Here is a 17,423-nt window from a genome sequence, read left to right as displayed (position 1 = left end):
GAACTCTAGGGGAGCCCCGCATGCCCCCGCCCGGGTTTTACCTACCTGCGGGACAGACGCAGCACGTTCGCGATGATCTTCGCGCCCGCGCCGCCCTCCTGGGTCAGGATCGACTCGGGGTGGAACTGCACGGCGAAGCGCCGCCGCTCCGGGTCCTCGATGGCCATGACGTTGCCGTCGGGTGTCAGCGCGGTCGGGGTGAAGCCGACCACGCCGGGCCGCTTGGCGTGCAGCGAGTGGTAGCGGGCCGCGGTGAACTCGCCGGGCAGCCCGTCCAGCAGCGCGCTGTCGCCGAGCCTGGACACCTGGCCGCGCTTGCCGTGCTCGGGGTAGTCGAGCAGCTCCAGCGTGCCGCCGGCGTGCTCGACCATGGCCTGCAGGCCCAGGCAGACGCCGAAGACGGGCAGGTCGCGGGCGTAGACCTGGTCGAGCAGGGCGGAGATGCCGAAGTCGGTCGGCCAGCCCGGCCCCGGCGAGAGCACCACCAGGTCGGGGGCGATCTCGTCGAGCATGGCGGACGGGAAGCCGTGCCGCAGCGTCACGACGTCGGCGCCCTCCTGGCGGAAGTAGTCGGCCAGGGTGTTGACGAAGGAGTCTTCGTGGTCGACGAGCAGCACCTTCATGCCGGCGCCCGGCTGCTCCCTCGTCTCGGCCGGCCGCGCGGCCTCGGGCTGGTCGACCGCGGCCAGGGCGCCGAGCAGGGCGCTGGCCTTCAGCTCGGTCTCGCGCTCCTCGGCCTCGGGGTCGCTGTCGAACAGCAGCGTCGCCCCGGCCCGCACGGTCGCCACGCCGTTCTTGATCTGCGCGGTGCGCAGGGTCAGGCCGGTGTTCATGGAGCCGTCGAAGCCGATGAAGCCGATGGCGCCGCCGTACCAGCGGCGGGTGGTGGCCTCGTGGTCCTCGATGAACTGCATCGCCCACGTCTTGGGGGCGCCGGTCACCGTGACGGCCCACATGTGGGTGAGGAAGGCGTCGAGCGCGTCGAACTCGGGGCGCAGCCGGCCCTCGATGTGGTCGACCGTGTGGATCAGCCGGGAGTACAGCTCGATCTGGCGGCGGCCGATGACCTTGACGCTGCCGGGGACGCAGATGCGCGACTTGTCGTTGCGGTCGACGTCGGTGCACATCGTCAGCTCCGACTCCTCCTTCACGCTGGACAGGAGGGTGCGGATCGCCTCGGCGTCCTCGACCGGGTTGCTGCCGCGGGCGATCGTGCCCGAGATGGGGCAGGTCTCGACGCGGTCGCCGGTGACGCGGACGTACATCTCGGGTGAGGCGCCGACCAGGTGCTCGCCCTCGCCGAGGCTGATGATGAACTCGTACGGGGCGGGGTTGCTGTGGCGCAGGCTCCGGTAGAAGGCGGACGGGTCGGCGCAGGTGGCGTGGAAGACCTGGCCGGGCACGACCTCGAACAGGTCGCCGCGCTTGAACTTCTCCTTGGCGGCGGCGACGACCTTGGCGTACTCGCCCTTCACCGGGTTCGGTGGCAGCTCGGCGGGCGTCACCGGCGGGGCGGAGGTGCCGGTGCGCTCGAGGCCGCGGGTGCCGGCGCCGTCGACGGTGAACTCGTAGCGGTACTCGAAGCTGGTCTCCCGCTGCCGGTCGATGACGACCAGCCGGTCGGGCAGGTGCAGCACGAGGTCGCGCTGGTCGTCGGGGCGGACGAGCTCCTGCCTGATGGGCTCGAACTGGAAGGCCAGGTCGTAGCCGAACGCGCCGTAGAGCCCGAGGTGCGGGTCGTCGCCCTGGAAGGCGGCGATGACCTCGCGGATGGCGGTGAACACGGTGGGCCGGCGGCTGCGCAGCTCCTCCGGCAGGAGGTCCTCGGACTCCGGCACGTACACCTCGACGCGGTCGGCCGTGGGCTCGGTGACCGGCTTGCCCGCGGCCAGCAGGCAGGAGGTGACGGCCGGGAGCACGACCCGGCCCCGCTCGTTGAGCGCGGTGGCCGAGATGGTGCGGCCCTTGGCGACCAGCTCCAGGCACGGGTCGACGTAGCCGAACGCCCATCGGCTGTAGCGGCCCGGGTAGTCCATGCCGGAGGAGAAGGCGCCCCCGCGCCGCTCCGACAGGGCGGTCACGATCTCTTCGAGGGCGGCCTCGTCCACCTCGCGTGTCTCGCGCTCGACACCGATGCCCCCGGCGGTGGTATATCCGCTCGTCTCCACTTGCTGCCCCTTTACCACTTCAAATGATCGAGCCCCGGGGCGGACAAGAGAAAGGCCGCCTATCCGGGGCGGCCGTCCGTTGGAAGGAATGCGAAACACGCGCCGCCTAGGAGCGGCGCCACCACTGGAGCTGAGCGTGATTTCGCATGACGTCCAGGGTAACCGCCGGACCATGATCGCGCAACGCGGACGCGCCGCCCCGCTTGCCAGAGTTTCAATACAGAGCTGTACTGTATTTGTGCTGGGCGAAAGGAGTCCTTCATGACCGACACCGAGGTGATCACGCTGCCCACCGGGCGGCCCACCCCGTTCGATCCCCCCGCCGGGCTGGGCGAGCTGCGCGAGAGCCGGCCCATCACCCCGCTCGCCTACCCCGACGGCCACGTCGGGTGGCTGGTCACCAGCCACCCGCTGGCCCGCGAGGTGCTGGCCGACCAGCGCTTCAGCGCGCGCTCCGAGCTGCGGCACCTGCCCACCGAGTCCGGCGGGCAGGCCGGGCGGCCCGCGCCGCCCGGCATGTTCGTCTCGACCGACCCGCCGGTGCACACCCGCTACCGCCACCTGCTGACCGGCGAGTTCACCGTGCGCAGGATGCGGCAGCTCGGCGAGCGCATCGAGGACGTCACCCGCTCCCACCTCGACGCCATGGAGCGGCAGGGGCCTCCGGCGGACCTGGTGGAGGCGTTCACCGCGCCGATCCCCGCCGTGGTGATCTGCGAGCTGCTGGGCGTGCCGGAGCAGGACCGCGGCCGGTTCATGGCGCGGAGCACCACTCTGATGCGCACCGACGTGCCGCAGGAGGAGAAGATCGCGGCCTACCTGGCCATGCAGGCCCACATGAAGGAGCTCGTCCTGGCCAAGCGGGCCGCCCCTGCCGACGACCTGCTCAGCGGGCTGACCAGGAGCGACCTGACCGACGAGGAGCTGGCCAACATCGGCTTCATGCTGCTCGGCGCGGGCCTGGACACCACGGCCAACATGCTCGCCCTGGGCACGTTCGCCCTGCTGCGGCACCCCGACCAGCTCGCCGTGCTGCGCGAGCGGCCGGAGCGGGTGGACCAGGTGGTGGAGGAGCTGCTGCGCTACCTCAGCGTCGTCCCCTTCCTCGTGCGCACCGCGCTGGAGGACGTCGAGCTGGGCGGCGAGCAGGTCAGGGCCGGCGAGACCGTCACGATCTCGCTCGCGGCGGCCAACCGCGATCCCGCCCGCTTCCCCGCCCCCGACCGCCTGGACGTGCTCAGAGCGAGCGGCGGCCACGTGAGCTTCGGCCACGGCGTGCACCAGTGCCTGGGCCAGCAGCTCGCGCGGGTGGAGATGCGGGCGGGCTTCCCCGCGCTGTTCGAGCGCTTCCCGTCGCTGCGGCTGGCCGTCGATCCCGGCCAGGTGCCGCTGCGCACGGACATGCTGATCTACGGCGTGCACGCGCTGCCCGTCACGTGGGACGCCCCGTGACCGGCGGGAGCCGGGTCCGCCTGGCCACCGGGGCCTCGTCCGGGATCGGCCTGGCCCGGCTGACGCAGCTCGTCCTGCCGGGGATGCGCGAGCGCGGCTCGGCACGATCGTGAGCATCTCCTCGATCGGCGGCGAGATCGCGCTGCCCCTGAGCGCCTGGTACCACGCCTCCAAGCACGCGCTGGAGGGGTACTCGGACTCGCTGGGCCAGGAGGCCGCGCGGTCCGGCGTGCGCGCGTCGTCGCCGCGCCCGCGCCCCGGCCGCGCTACGCCGTCGGCCGGCTCGCCAAGGTGATGCCGGGGGTCACTAGACTCCTGCCGGACCGCCTGTACGACAAGATGGTGACGCGAGGGGCATGACCGGGCAGCCAGACGAGACGACCGGCGGCACGCGGGCGGCGCGCCCGCCGGGCCGGCCGCGCAGCCAGGAGGCCGATCTCGCCATCCTGTCGGCGGCGCTCGACCTGCTGATCGAGCAGGGCGCGGCGCAGACCAGCATCGAGCAGGTGGCGCGGCGGGCCGGGGTGACGCGGGCGACGGTCTACCGGCGCTTCGCCGACAAGACGGCGCTGCTGGTGCGGGCGCTGGAGTGGGCCAACCACGACAACGATCCGGCGTTCACCGGCTGGCGCGACCTGGAGCACATGTTCGCCGACTGGGCGGCGTACCTGGCGGTGCCGCGGCACCGCCGGCTGCTGCGCCGCCTGTACGGCAGCGTGGACGACTACCCGGAGCTGGTGGCCGCCTACCGGGTGGTCAACGGGGGGCGGCGGGCGGCGGTGGTGCGGGAGCTGCTGTGCCGTACGCGGGATCTGGGGCGGCTGCCGGGCGACGTGGACGTGGACGCGGTGCAGCGGATGCTGACGGCGGCGGTGCTGTACGAGGTCGGCATCCAGCCCGACCGCGACGACCAGGCGGCGATAGCGGCGGATTTCCTCGCCGTCATGCGCCTGGTCGGTTACGACATTTCAGGTGACCAGATTACATTTCATCGCGCAAAGTAACTTTTCGCGACATCTCTTGCTTTCCGAACAAGATCTCTTCACCCTTCTCGACAGAGGCGTAAAGATCACCTCTCCCCGTGTCGTGAAGGAGAGCAAGTGCCCCCCATCTCCCGCTTACGCGCGACCCTTTTGGGGCTCGTGACCGCCGCCGGCCTGCTGGTCCCGCAGGCCGCGGCGCAGGCGGCGCCGGATCCCGGCAAGATCGACGCAACGGTCCGGGCGCAGCTCGCCCAGGACGACAAGGCCACCTTCTGGGTGCGGTTGAAGGGGGAGGCCGACCTGAGCGGCGCCCGCCGCGCCCTGACGAAGGAGGCGAAGGCCGAGCGGGTCTTCGAGGCCAAGACGGAGCAGGCGCAGGCGTCCCAGGCGGGGCTGCGCAAGCTGCTCGACGCCCAGCACGCCGACTACCGCCCGTTCTGGATCGTCAACGCGGTCAAGGTGACCGCGGGCGAGAAGCTGGCGGCCGAGATCGCGAGCCTGCCCGAGGTCGAGCGCATCAACCCGGTCCGCACGCTCACGCTGCCCAAGCCCGTCGAGGGCAGCGCCCAGGCCAGGGTCAACGCCGTCGAGTGGAACATCGACCGGGTCAACGCCCCGCGCGTGTGGGACGAGCTGGGCAACCGCGGCGAGGGCATCGTGATCGCCAACATCGACTCGGGCGTCCAGTTCGACCACCCCGACCTGGCCGCCAGCTACCGGGGCAGGAACCCCGACGGCACCTACACCCACGACTACAACTGGTTCGACCCGGCGGGCGTCTGCCCGACGGCGGCGCCGTGCGACAACAACGACCACGGCACGCACGTCATGGGCACCATGGTCGGCGCGAACGGCATCGGCGTGGCGCCCGGCGCCAAGTGGATCGCCGCCAAGGGCTGCGAGGTCAACACCTGCACCGACGCGTCCCTGCTGGCGGCCGGCCAGTGGGTGATGCGGCCCACCGACCTCAACGGCGAGAACCCGCGCCCGGACCTGGCGCCGGACATCGTCAACAACTCGTGGGGCGGCTCCGGCTTCGACCCGTTCTACAAGGACGTCGTGGACGCGTGGGTCGCCGCCGGCATCTTCCCCGCCTTCTCCAACGGCAACGAGGGCCCCGCCTGCGACACCAGCGGCTCGCCCGGCCAGTACGTGAACGCGTACAGCGCGGGCGCCTTCGACGTCAACAACGCGCTCTACGCGCGCTCCAGCAAGGGCGAGGGCGAGAACGGCGAGATCAAGCCGAACATCGCCGCGCCCGGCGTCAACGTGCGCTCCTCGGTGCCGGGCGGCTACGACAGCTTCACCGGCACGTCGATGGCCTCGCCGCACGTGGCGGCCACGGTGGCGCTGATCTGGTCGGGCTCGCCGGGGTTGCAGGGGAACGTGGCGGCCACCCGGCCGCTGCTGGACGGCACCGCCGTGGACGTCGCCGACACCAGCTGCGGCGGCACCGCGGCCGACAACAACGTGTGGGGCGAGGGCCGGCTGGACACCTACGCCGCCGTGCTAGCGGCCCCCGACGAGGGCCTGGGCGACCTGTCCGGCACGGTGACGGCGGGCGGCGCGCCGCTGTCCGGCGTCACGGTGACGGTCAGCGGCCCGATGACCCGCACCATGGTCACCGGCGCCGACGGCAGGTACGCGATCCCGCGCCTGCTGGCCGGCTCGTACGAGGTCGCCGCGGAGAAGTTCGGCTACGCCCGCGCCACCGCGACCGTCACGATCAGCGCCGGGCAGGCCGCGACCGCGGACGTGCCGCTGACGGTGCTGCCGACGGGCGTCGTGTCGGGCACGGTCACCACGGCCGGCACGCCGGAGCCGGGCACCACGGTCACGGCCGCCGGCACGCCGGTGAGCGCGGTGACCGACGCGTCGGGGCGGTACTCGATGACGCTGCCGCACGGCTCGTACGAGCTGCGGCTCACGCCGTCCTCCCGCTGCTCCAGCGCGGCGACGGCGGAGGTGACGCTGGCCGGTGACGTGGTGAAGGACGTGGAGCTGCCGCTGCGCGGCGACAACTTCGGCTACACGTGCAGGAGCGGCGCGCAGCCGTACCAGGCGGGGGCGGAGAAGCTGGCGCTGAGCGGGGACGACGAGGCGCAGCAGGTGACGCTGCCGTTCCCGGTGCCGTTCTACGGCACGGGCTACACGAAGGCGTGGATCGCCACGAACGGGTTCGTCACGTTCGCCGACCGGATCACGACCGGCAGCAACGGCAGGCTGCCGACGTCGGGAACGCCCAACAACGCCGTCTACCCGTACTGGGACGACCTCATCGTGGACGCGCAGGCGGGCGTCTACACGGCGGTGACGGGCACCGCGCCGCACCGGGCGTTCGTGGTGGAGTGGCGCGACGTCACCTTCTACAACGAGGGCGGGCAGCGGGTGTCGTTCGCGGCGCTGCTGGGCGAGGACGGCTCGATCGCCTTCCGCTACCAGGACGTCGAGAGCGAGCGCGACCGCGGCTCCAGCGCCACGGTCGGCATCGAGAACGCGGCCGGCAACGACGCGCTGCTGTACTCCTACGAGGAGCCGGTGCTGGCGACCGGGCAGGGCCTGACGTTCACGGCCAGCCGGCACGGCCTGGTCACCGGCAAGGTCACCGACGCCAACGACGGCGACCCGATCGCCGGGGCGACGGTGAAGATCGGCGACGTGGCCACGCTCACGACCGCCGCGGACGGCACCTTCTACGGGCAGGTGCTGGCCGGCGACTACGAGGTCGTGGTCTCCAAGGAGCACTACGGCACGTTCACCCGGCAGGTCACGGTGGCCGCGGCGGCGGTGACGCGGATCGACACGGCGCTGGTCACCGGGCGGGTCAGCGTGTCCACGGCGGAGCTGACCGTGGTGCTGCCGGCCGAGTCCAGCCGGACGCGGACGCTGGAGCTGACCAACCTCGGCTCGGCGACGCCGTACACGGTGACCGGGGAGCCGTGGTTCACGGTGACGCCGTCGGCGGGCGAGCTGGCCAAGGGGCAGCGGGTGGTCCTGAAGGTGGAGCTGTCCAGCGCCGGGGTGGCGGCGGGCACGTTCCGCACGGGCAAGCTCCTCGTCAAGTCGGCCAGCGGCCGGCAGCCCACCATCGAGGTGAAGGTGACGGTCGTGGTGCCCAAGCTGCAGGTGGCCATCGACGCCGGCGCCACGAGGAGCTTCGTGGACGCCGCCGGTGACACCTGGACGCCGGACAAGAAGTACGCCCAGGGCGGCTACGGCTATCTGACCAGCCAGAACCGCACGCAGAGCACGTCCAGGACGATCGCCGGCACGCCGGACCAGGCGTTGTTCAGGACGGCGCGGGAGTCGATGCTGGAGTACCGCTTCGACAACGTGCCGGCCGGGACGTACACGGTCGAGCTGGACTTCGCCGAGATCAGGAACATGCGGATGGGGCAGCGGGTCTTCGACGTCCTGGTCGAGGGGCAGCTCGCGATCCCGGCGCTGGACCTGGCGCTGGAGTCGGGCACGTACACGGCGGTGAGCAGGCAGTACACGGTGAAGGTGACCGACGGCCAGCTCAACGTGCGCTTCGCGACCCGGCAGGGCGCGACGATCGTGAGCGGGCTGCGGATCTCGGAGCGCCCGGACAAGGCGGCTTCGTAGCGATTGCGCAAGGGCGGCCCCCGGGCTACCGCCCGGCGGGCCGCCATGTTACTCGTTGGTATATGAGACGCGTACGGCTCCAGCGTGATCTACCGGTGCCGATGCCCGACGGCGTGACGCTGCTGGCCGACCACTACGCCCCGCCCGGAGGGGAGCGCGCCCCCGTGATCCTCATGCGCTCCCCCTACGGCAGGCGTGGCCTGTTCGGGCTGGTGTACGGCCGGGGGTTCGCCCGGCAGGGCTTCCACGTCGTCATCCAGAGCTGCCGGGGCGGTTTCGGCTCCGGCGGCCTGCTGGACCCGCTCGGCGACGAGCACGAGGACGGCCTGGCCACCGTGGCGTGGCTGCGCGAGCAGCCCTGGTACGGCGGCTCGTTCGCGATGTTCGGCCCCTCCTACCTCGGCTACACGCAGTGGGCCGTCGCCCCCTACGCCGGGCCGGAGCTCAAGGCGATGGCCCTGCAGATCACCGCCTCCCAGTTCAGGGACGCGGCGTACGTGGGCGGCGCGTTCGCGCTGGAGTCGGCGCTGAGCTGGACCACGCTCACCGACGGCATGTCGCGGCGCTTCGGCGGCGCCGCGGTGCTGACCGCGCCCCGCCAGACCCGCAGGGCGGTCCTGTCGGGCCGGCCCGTGGCGGAGCTCGACCTGGTCTCGGCCGGCCGGCCGCTGCCGTTCTTCCGGGACCTGCTCGCCCACCACGCCGACCCGGCCGTCCCCTACTGGCACAAGCGCGACTTCTCCGCCAAGGTGGGCGAGGTCGATGCGGCGGTCACCATGCTGGGCGGCTGGTACGACGTGTTCCTGCCCTGGCAGCTCAAGGACTACGCGGCGCTGCGGGCCGCGGGCCGCCGGCCGTACCTGACGATCGGGCCCTGGTACCACATCGACGCCCGGCACGGGCGGCCCACGATGGCCGAGGCGACGGCGTGGTTCCGCGCGCACCTGCTCGGCGACCCGGCGGGGCTGCGCCCCGACCCGGTGCGGATCTACGTGACGGGGGCCGAGGAGTGGCGCGACCATCCCGACTGGCCGGTGCCCGGGATGCGGGAGCAGCGCTGGCACCTCCAGCACGGGTTCGGGCTGGGCGTGGCGGGGCCCCTGGAGGCCGGGCCCGACCGCTTCCGCTACCACCCGGAGCACCCGACGCCGTCGATCGGCGGCCCCGTCCTGCTGGGCGACTCCCGGCCGCGCGACCAGCGGCGCCTGGAGCAGCGCCGTGACGTGCTGGTCTACAGCTCGGCGGCGCTGGAGTCGGACGTGGAGATGATCGGCCCGGTACGCGCGGAGCTGTTCGTGCGGGCCAGCACCCCGTCCGCGGACGTCGTGGTGCGGGTGTGCGACGTGCACCCCGACGGGCGGTCCATGAACGTGTGCGAGGGCGTGCGCCGGCTCGCCACGGGCGGCGGATCCGGTAGCGTGCAGCGGGTGGACGTGGAGCTGTGGCCGATGGCCCACCGGTTCGGCCGCGGTCACCGGATCAGGGTGCACGTGGCGGCGGGGGCGTACCCGGCGATCGCCCGCAACCACGGCACCGGCGACCTGCTCGGCGCGGCCGGCTCAGGGGGCGCGGCGCCCACCGACGTCGAGGTCTTCCACTCCCCCGACCGGCCCTCGGCCGTGGTGCTGCCGCTGTGCGCGCCGCACGCCTGATGTCCCTGGTCCTGCTGCTGCAGGGCCGGGGCGGGATGACGGCGGCCGAGCTGGCCAAGGAGCTGGAGGTCTCCGAGCGCACCGTGCACCGCGACGTGCTCGCGCTGTCGGAGGCGGGCGTGCCCGTCTACGCCGACCGGGGGCGGGGCGGCGGCTACCGGCTGCTCGACGGCTACCGCACCCGCCTGACCGGGCTCGACCGGGCCGAGGCCGAGGCGCTGTTCCTGTCGGGGGTGCCGGCGGCGCTGCGCGAGATGGGGCTCCAGGACATCGCCGCCACCGCCCGGCTGAAGGCCGCCGCCGCGCTGTCCCCGGCATTGCGGGACGCGCCGGCGACCGCCGCGCAGCGCTTCCACCTCGACGCGCCCGGCTGGTTCGCCGCCGACGACCCGCCGCCGGCCGCGCTGGCGCCGCTGGCCAGGGCCGTGTGGGGAGACCGGCGCGTGGCGGCGGTCTACAAGGACGACCCGCGGGTGCTGGAGCCGTACGGGCTGGTGCTCAAAGCCGGCGCCTGGTACCTCGTGGCGCGGCAGCGGGCCCGGTTCCTGATCTTCCGGGTGCACCGGTTCGGGGAGATCTCGGTGCTGGAGGAGCAGTTCGACCGCGACCCGGGCTTCGACCTGGCGGCCTTCTGGAAGGAGCAGGCGGCCTCGTTCACCCGCTCGCTGCTGCGGCAGGTCGTCACGCTGCGGCTCAGCGAGCGGGGGCGGCGCATGCTGCGCTACGTCGCCGACCCGGCCGCGCTGGAGGACGCGCTCGCCTCGCTCCGGCCCGACGGGACCGTGCGGCTCGCGGTGGAGTCGGTGGAGGTGGCGTTCTCGCAGGTGCTGCGGTTCGGGCCGGAGGCAGAGGTGCTGGACCCGCCGGAGCTGCGGGCGATGGCCGCCGAGGCCGCCGCCCGCATGGCCCGCCTGTACCAGAGCCCCCCGCAGGATCAGCGGTAGTCCTCCCGCAGGGGCGCCGGGAGGATCAGCGGTAGTCCTCCCAGCCGGTCTCGCCGCCCTTCTCGCGGACCTCCGTGATGTAGCTCCACACGCGCGGGCGGCTGCCGTCCAGGTCGGTCACGTCGTACGCCAGCGCCAGCTCCTCGCTCGTCACCGACTTCCCCGACCAGCGCGCCCGGTCCGGGTCCCGCGCCAGGGCGGCCACGCCCCGGCCCAGGTAGGCGGGGGTCTCCGAGACCATCCACGTGGGGTCGGCCTTGGCCTCCCGCCAGGTGTCCTCGGTGACGCCGAAGTTGTCCAGCATGGCCTCCGAGCGCAGGAAGCCCGGCGTCACCGCCAGCCCCGTGCCCCCGTACGGGCGCAGCTCGTTCGCCCAGGCGTAGCCGAGCCGGTTGACCGACATCTTGGCCAGGTCGTAGTAGACGTTCTCCCGGTAGCGGGTCTCGTTGAACTCCCACGTGCCGTCGGTGACCTCGACCACCAGGCCGCCCTCGTTCTCGATCAGCAGCGGCAGCAGGTGGCGCGCGCTGATGAGGTGGGTGTCGACGGCCAGCCGGAGCAGGCGCAGGCCCTTGTCCTGGTCGTGCCGCCAGACCGGGGTGTTCCACGTCCACAGGTGGTCGCCGCCCCAGATGTCGTTGACCAGGACGTCGAGGCGGCCCTGCTCACGGCGTACCCGCTCGGCCAGCGCCGCCACCTGCTCCGGCTCCAGGAAGTCGGCCCGGACCGGGATGCCGGTGCCGCCGGCCGCCGTGACCAGCTCGGCCGTCTCCTCGATGGTCTCCGGCCGGTTCATCTCGGAGCGCTGCTCCCGGGTGCTCCGGCCGGCACAGTAGACGGTGGCGCCGGCCTCGCCCAGCGCCACCGCGATGCCCCGTCCTGTTCCGCGGGTCGCGCCCGCCACCAATGCGATCATGCGGCCCATCGTGCGCCCAAAAGCCGACATGTCCTGTCATGTTTTCCCGTCGTGTCTTTCCGGGAACCCCTGTGATAAGCAAGGAGTTACCATGAACGGCGAATTCGAGCTCCGCGGGGTCAACCACGTCGCGCTGGTCTGCTCCGACATGAAACAGACCGTCGCCTTCTACTCCGGCGTGCTGGGCATGCCGCTGATCAAGACGATCGAGCTGCCCATGGGCTGGGGCCAGCACTTCTTCTTCGACTGCGGCGGCGGCAATGCGCTGGCCTTCTTCTGGTTCCCCGACGCGCCCGACGGCGTGCCCGGCGTGTCCGCGCCGAAGAACCTGCCCGACCGCGGCGAGCTGCTGTCGGCCGTAGGCTCCATGAACCACATCGCCTTCGACGTGCCGCCGGAGAAGATCGAGGAATACCGCGAGCGGCTCATCGCCAAGGGCATCGACGTGGGCGTGCTGCTCAACCACGACGACAGCGAGTTCGGCGTGGCGCCCGAGCCGCACGACGGCGTGTTCGTCCGGTCGATCTACTTCAAGGACCCCGACGGGATCCTCGTCGAGTTCGCCGCCTGGACGCGGCCGGTCGGGCAGCCCGGCGACGTGCGCCACGAGCCCCGCACGGCGGCGGACCGGACCGTCTGATGGCGCGCCTGCGCCGGGTGCCCCGCGCGGAGATGACCGACCCCGTCGTGCAACTCTTCCACGACCGCCTGATCCTGCCCGGCGGGGGCACGGCCACCGGCTCGCCGGGCGACTGGTGGGAGGTGTTCGCGCTGCACCCCGCGATCTTCCGGCACTGCGTCAAGGGCTTCGAGCTCTATCGCGGCACCGCGCTCGACCCGGTACTGCGCGAGCTGGCCCAGGTCCGGGCCGGCTGGGCGCGGCAGAGCCAGTTCGTCTACTCCCAGCACTGCAAGCAGTTGCGGGCGCTGGGGGTGGCGGAGGAGAAGGTGCGGGCGGTCGCGCACTGGCCGGTCAGCGACGTCTTCGACGCGGCGGAGCGGGCCGTGCTCGCCTACGCCGACGCGCTGGTGCTCGACGGCGGGCGGGTGCCCGACGAGGTGTTCGCCGCGCTCGGCCGGCACCTGCCCGACGAGCAGATCCTGGAGCTGACGTACGTGACGTGCCTGTACGAGATGCACGCCACGATGGCGCGGGCGCTGCGGCTGGAGTTCGACGACCGGCCCGACCCGATCGTGGAGGTGCCGGCGCCCGACGGGTACGGCACCCGGGACATCGCGGACGAGCTCACCGAGGACTCCCCGGGAAGGTGACCGCCCGGCGCGAGCAACCGACCGCCCACGACTCCCCGCGAACGTGACCGCTCGGCGCGAGTAACCGACCGCTCACCGATCGGCGATCCCGGTCGCCGCGCGTCCGTCGTTAGGGTGGCCCTGGTCCGCGCGGCACGCCGTCTCACATGGCGAGATTTCATCTCGACATTTAGGCCAAACCGTAACACGGCGGACATTGGGTTTAATATCCCCGAAAAGCTACCCTCCCTCCATTGACACACACGTCAGGACCGGGTCAACAGCCTGGTCCTGATCCGTTCATCGGAGGGACGATGACTACCGGGGAACCCGGGCAGCCACGCACCGACCGCAGCCCGTGGAACTGGCTGCTGGTCGTACCGATCGTGCTGCCGTTGCTGACGTTCCTGTTCAACGCCGACGAGCCGCGCCTGCTGGGCTTCCCGCTCTTCTACTGGCTGCAGATCGCCTTCGTCGCGGTCGGTGTCGTGTGCACCACCATCGTCTACAGGATGACGAAGTGAGCGGGCACACGACCGAGCTGGTCGTCTTCATCCTGCTGTTCCTGATCGTCAGCGGCATGGGCTTCGTCGCCGCCCGCTGGCGCCGGCCCACCGACCTGGCCAGCCTCAACGAGTGGGGCCTCGGCGGTCGCAGCTTCGGCTCCTGGATCACCTGGTTCCTGGTCGGCGGCGACCTCTACACCGCCTACACCTTCGTCGCGGTGCCCGCGCTCGTGTTCGGCTCCGGGGCGCTCGGCTTCTACGCGCTGCCGTACACCGTCGTGGTGTACCCGCTGGTGTTCCTGGTGCTGGCCCGGATGTGGTCGGTCTCGCACGTGCACGGGTTCGTCACGCCGGCCGACTTCGTCCGGGCCCGGTTCGGGTCGCCGACGCTGGCGCTGGTCATCGCGATCACCGGGCTGGTGGCCACGATGCCGTACATCGCGCTGCAGCTCGTCGGCATCGAGGCCGTGCTCAAGGCGATGGGCATCACCGGGCACCTGCCGATCATCATCGCGTTCGCCATCCTGGCCGCCTACACCTACCAGTCCGGCCTGCGCGCGCCCGCGCTGATCGCGTTCGTCAAGGACACGCTGATCTACGTCGTGATCCTGGCCGCGGTCATCTACATCCCCGCCAAGCTGGGCGGCTGGGACTCCATCTTCGAGGCGGCCAAGGCCAAGTTCGACGCCACCCCCGCCCCCGGCGACGGGATCTTCCTCAACGCCAACAACCAGCTCCAGTACGTGACGCTGGCCTTCGGCTCGGCCCTGGCGCTGTTCCTGTACCCGCACAGCCTCACCGGTGTGCTCGCCTCCAAGAACCGCAACGTCATCAAGCGGAACATGTCGGCGCTGCCCGCCTACAGCCTCGTGCTGGGCCTGATCGCGCTGCTCGGCTTCATGGCCATCTCCGCGGGCATCAAGCCGATCGCGACGGACGGCAAGGTCGACAACAACACGGTCGTGCCGCTGCTGTTCGACAAGATGTTCCCCGACTGGTTCACCGGCGTGGCGTACGCGGCCGTCGGCATCGGCGCGCTCGTCCCTGCCGCGATCATGTCCATCGCGGCGGCGAACCTGTTCACCCGCAACATCTACCGCGAGTACATCAACAAGCAGGCCACCGACGCCCAGGAGGCCAACGTCTCCAAGATCGTGTCGCTGCTGGTCAAGGTGGGCGCGGTGGCGTGCATCCTGCTGCTCGACCCGCAGTTCTCGATCGACCTGCAGCTCATCGGCGGCGTCATCATCCTGCAGACGCTGCCGTCGGTGGCGCTCGGCCTCTACACGCGCTGGTTCCACAAGGGCGGCCTGATCGCCGGCTGGGCGCTCGGCCTGGCGGCCGGCATGTGGATGCTCTACCTCATCCCGAACCCGGCCAACGGCAAGCAGCACTTCGGCGGCTCGGCGTTCGCGCTGTCGAACCTCGGCTTCGACACCAAGATGACGATCTACGCCGGGTTCCTGGCGCTGGCCGTCAACCTGATCGTGGCCGTCGTCGGCACGCTCATCTTCAGGGCCGCGAAGGTGGCCGACGGAGACGACGCCACCGCGCGGGACGACTACTTCGCCGACGAGGGCGACCCCAAGGTCAAGGACCTGGACCTCACCGGCTCCCACTGACCCGCACGCCTCGAACGCGGTCCGTCCCCTCCCCCGGGGCGGGCCGCGTCGTCATTCCCGGGTGAGGCGGCCGGGGTCGCCCCGCGAGGTGGCCGGGATCGGCCGCCTCATTCCCCGGCGAGACAGCCGGGATCGGCCGCCTCATTCCCCGGCGAGACAGCCGGGATCGGCCGCCTCATTCCCCGGCGAGATAGCCGGGATTGGCCACCTCCAGCTTCGCGCGTACCGCCTGCTCCAGGACCCGCACCAGCGCGTCGTCGTCGGCGACGCGGCCCTCGCGGACGGCGGCTGCCAGCTCCGCGTCATCGGCCACGCCCAGCTCGGCCAGGCTCGCCGCGTGCCGCTCGGCCTGTTCCCCGCCGAGCTCGATCTCCCGCTCGACCATGGCGAGCACGTTGATCGCCACGCGGGTGTGGTAGCGGACCCTGCCCTCGACGGCCGGGAGCACATCCGTCTGGAGGAAGTCGCGGACGGCGGCCACCAGGTCCGCCGCGGTGGGGACGTCGTGGGGAGCGTTCACAGCTCCTCCTTAGCAGAGTAGGAGCGTGGTCCCAAGACGAATTCGTCCCTGGGTCCGAGGGATCGGGGAAGATCGCTTGCGAGGGTGGGGACATGGACATCAAAGCCCTCGTGGCCGCGGGCCTCCTGCTTGCAACGGCACTCGCCCCGGCCACCTCGACCGCCGAGACGTCCCCGCCCATGCGCGTCACCGAGACGTCCCCACCCGCCCGCACCTCCGGAACGTCCTCGCCCGTCCTCGCCTCCGCGACCGCCGGGATGCCCCCACCCACCCGCGCCTTCGGGACGTCCTCGCCCGCTCATGTCACCGGCGAGCGTTTCGAGGTGGCGCCGCACGAGTGCCGGCGCGCCACCTCGCGGTGCGACGGCACGGTGAGTGTGCCGCTGGACTGGGGCGACCCCGACTCCGAGCGCGTCCAGGTCGCCTTCGCCTGGCTCCCCGCCGCCGGCGGGCGTGCGGCCGGCACGATCCTGGCCAACCCCGGCGGCCCCCTGCCCGCGCTGCCCGACCTGCCACTCGTCCGCGACACGCTCGGGCCCGCCCTGGAGCATCGCAACCTGCTCGTCGTCGACCCGCGCGGCCTCGGCAAGTCCACGCCTCTGACCTGCCCGGGCCTGAAGCTCACCGACCCGGACACGATCGCCGCCTGCGCCCGGCACCTCGGCCCCAGGGCCGCCTTCTTCACCGCCGACCAGGCCGCGCACGACCTGGACGCCGTGCGCCGCGCCCTCGGCGCCGGCCCGGTCACCTTCTACGGCAACTCCTACGGCACCGCCTTCGCCCAGGCGTACGCCGCCCGCCACCCCGAGGGCCTGGCCGCGGCGTTCCTGGACAGCACGACGATCACCTCGCCCGACGGCTACGTCCTGTGGCCCACGCGTTCCCGTCCCGACCTGCTCGGCCTCGTCTGCGAGCGCTCGCGCGCCTGCCGCGACCTGCCCGGCGACCCCCAGCGCCGCTACGCGCGGCTGGTGGCGCACCTGCGCGAGCACCCCGACCCGGAGGTGCCGCTGCCCACCCTCAAGAGTGTGGAACGGGTGGCGGAGCCGGTCCTCGGCCGGGAGGCCAACGCCGCCGTCACCGCCTACCTGGCCGGCGACCGGGAGCCGCTGCGCCGGCTGGCCCGCGTTCTGAAGGGCGGCCCGGGCCAGCCGATCGAGGGCCCTGAATGGGCCGGGTACCTGGCCTACCGGTGCGGCGACGGCGCCTTCCCGTTCGACCGGGACGCGGGGCCGGACGAGCGGCTGGCCCAGCTCCAGCGGTACTACGAGCGGGAGCGGCCGCTGGCGCCGTACACGCCCGCCGACCTCGGCCTGGACGTGCGGACGGGGCTGGAGTTCTGCGTGCACTGGCCGACGCCCCGCCCCAGTCCCGTGCTGCCGCACGACGCCGCGCTGCCCGCCGTGCCGGTGCTGGTGATGGGCGGCGACTTCGACACCCAGACGCCCGCCGAAGTGGCCCGCGCCATGCGGGTCTTCCCCCGGGCGACGTTCGTCCGGGTCCCGTTCGGGACGCACAGCCTCGCCTGGGGCGCCGGCGAGTCCGGGGAGTGCGTCCGGACGATGCTGCGGTCCTTCGTGACCGACCACCGGGTGCCTCCGCAGCGCTGCACCGCCGAGAACTACCGCGCCATCGGCGCCTTCCCCCGCTCCCTGAACGAGGTCGCCCCTGTCCCGGCACGCATCCTGAACGCGGCGCACGGCCCAGACGAGGGGCGGGGCCTGGACGGACGGCGGGGCCTGGGCGAGGGGCAGCGGCGGGGGGCGGGCGCCCGGGACCCCACCCCCCCCCGCGCCCGCCCCC

The 17,423-nt window shown here is 72.3% G+C and carries 14 protein-coding genes; 11 read left to right on the top strand and 3 right to left on the bottom strand.

The genetic code is table 11. The annotated features are described in order from the left end of the window. Positions 1-41: 41 nt before the first annotated feature. A complete protein-coding gene (locus HCN51_RS22925; RefSeq protein WP_168011527.1) occupies positions 42-2,168 on the bottom strand; it encodes an anthranilate synthase component I in 2,127 nt (708 codons plus the stop codon). Between the two features lie 261 nt (positions 2,169-2,429). Here HCN51_RS22925 and HCN51_RS22920 point away from each other — a divergent pair, with 261 nt between their 5' ends. The 6 genes from HCN51_RS22920 (at position 2,430) to HCN51_RS22895 (ending at position 10,805) form a co-directional block, all read left to right on the top strand. Then, positions 2,430-3,620: a cytochrome P450 gene (locus HCN51_RS22920; protein WP_168011526.1), complete on the top strand. Its 1,191-nt coding sequence runs from the start codon at positions 2,430-2,432 to the stop codon at positions 3,618-3,620. A gap of 109 nt (positions 3,621-3,729) precedes the next feature. Next, the gene (locus HCN51_RS22915) at positions 3,730-3,915 is read left to right on the top strand and encodes an SDR family NAD(P)-dependent oxidoreductase (protein ID WP_346433755.1); all 186 of its coding nucleotides are present in this window, start codon (positions 3,730-3,732) and stop codon (positions 3,913-3,915) included. Between the two features lie 61 nt (positions 3,916-3,976). Beyond that, entirely contained in the window at positions 3,977-4,624 is a 648-nt protein-coding gene (locus HCN51_RS22910) for a TetR/AcrR family transcriptional regulator (protein ID WP_168011525.1), read from the top strand. A 96-nt stretch (positions 4,625-4,720) separates the two neighbouring features. Next, complete coding sequence (locus tag HCN51_RS22905) at positions 4,721-8,209, top strand: S8 family serine peptidase (RefSeq protein WP_168011524.1); 3,489 nt, start codon at positions 4,721-4,723, stop codon at positions 8,207-8,209. Between the two features lie 62 nt (positions 8,210-8,271). Then, on the top strand, positions 8,272-9,861 hold the full coding sequence (locus HCN51_RS22900; RefSeq protein WP_206067552.1) for a CocE/NonD family hydrolase: 1,590 nt from the start codon (positions 8,272-8,274) through the stop codon (positions 9,859-9,861). Beyond that, a complete protein-coding gene (locus HCN51_RS22895) occupies positions 9,843-10,805 on the top strand; it encodes an HTH domain-containing protein (protein ID WP_168011523.1) in 963 nt (320 codons plus the stop codon). The genes HCN51_RS22900 and HCN51_RS22895 overlap by 19 nt, the downstream gene beginning before the upstream one ends. 25 nt (positions 10,806-10,830) lie before the next feature. On the opposite strand, the gene HCN51_RS22890 is transcribed toward HCN51_RS22895, so the two are convergent. Next, complete coding sequence (locus HCN51_RS22890; RefSeq protein WP_168011522.1) at positions 10,831-11,721, bottom strand: SDR family oxidoreductase; 891 nt, start codon at positions 11,719-11,721, stop codon at positions 10,831-10,833. A gap of 91 nt (positions 11,722-11,812) precedes the next feature. Here HCN51_RS22890 and HCN51_RS22885 point away from each other — a divergent pair, with 91 nt between their 5' ends. The 4 genes from HCN51_RS22885 to mctP all read left to right on the top strand — a co-directional run bounded on the left by HCN51_RS22885 (position 11,813) and on the right by mctP (position 15,100). Continuing rightward, complete coding sequence (locus HCN51_RS22885) at positions 11,813-12,361, top strand: VOC family protein (RefSeq protein ID WP_168011521.1); 549 nt, start codon at positions 11,813-11,815, stop codon at positions 12,359-12,361. Further along, complete coding sequence (locus HCN51_RS22880; protein WP_168011520.1) at positions 12,361-12,993, top strand: carboxymuconolactone decarboxylase family protein; 633 nt, start codon at positions 12,361-12,363, stop codon at positions 12,991-12,993. The genes HCN51_RS22885 and HCN51_RS22880 overlap by 1 nt, the downstream gene beginning before the upstream one ends. A 293-nt stretch (positions 12,994-13,286) precedes the next feature. Next, positions 13,287-13,496, top strand: a complete 210-nt coding sequence (locus HCN51_RS22875; RefSeq protein ID WP_080040306.1) for a DUF3311 domain-containing protein — start codon at positions 13,287-13,289, stop codon at positions 13,494-13,496. After that, positions 13,493-15,100: a monocarboxylate uptake permease MctP gene (gene mctP / locus HCN51_RS22870; protein ID WP_346433754.1), complete on the top strand. Its 1,608-nt coding sequence runs from the start codon at positions 13,493-13,495 to the stop codon at positions 15,098-15,100. Before HCN51_RS22875 ends, mctP begins: the two co-directional genes overlap by 4 nt. 175 nt (positions 15,101-15,275) lie before the next feature. Here the strand turns inward: mctP and HCN51_RS22865 are convergent, their stop codons facing one another. Continuing rightward, positions 15,276-15,620, bottom strand: a complete 345-nt coding sequence (locus tag HCN51_RS22865) for a DUF6285 domain-containing protein (protein ID WP_168011519.1) — start codon at positions 15,618-15,620, stop codon at positions 15,276-15,278. Positions 15,621-15,712: 92 nt separating this feature from the next. On the opposite strand from HCN51_RS22865, the gene HCN51_RS22860 reads away from it, so the two are divergent. Next, positions 15,713-17,423: alpha/beta fold hydrolase (locus tag HCN51_RS22860; protein WP_168011518.1), on the top strand; the 1,711-nt coding region annotated here is incomplete at its 3' end.

Source organism: Nonomuraea composti, assembly GCF_012034275.1.
GTDB classification, from domain to species: domain Bacteria; phylum Actinomycetota; class Actinomycetes; order Streptosporangiales; family Streptosporangiaceae; genus Nonomuraea; species Nonomuraea composti.
Note: the sequence above shows the minus strand (reverse complement) of the source record. Positions and strands in the feature narration are given on the sequence as shown.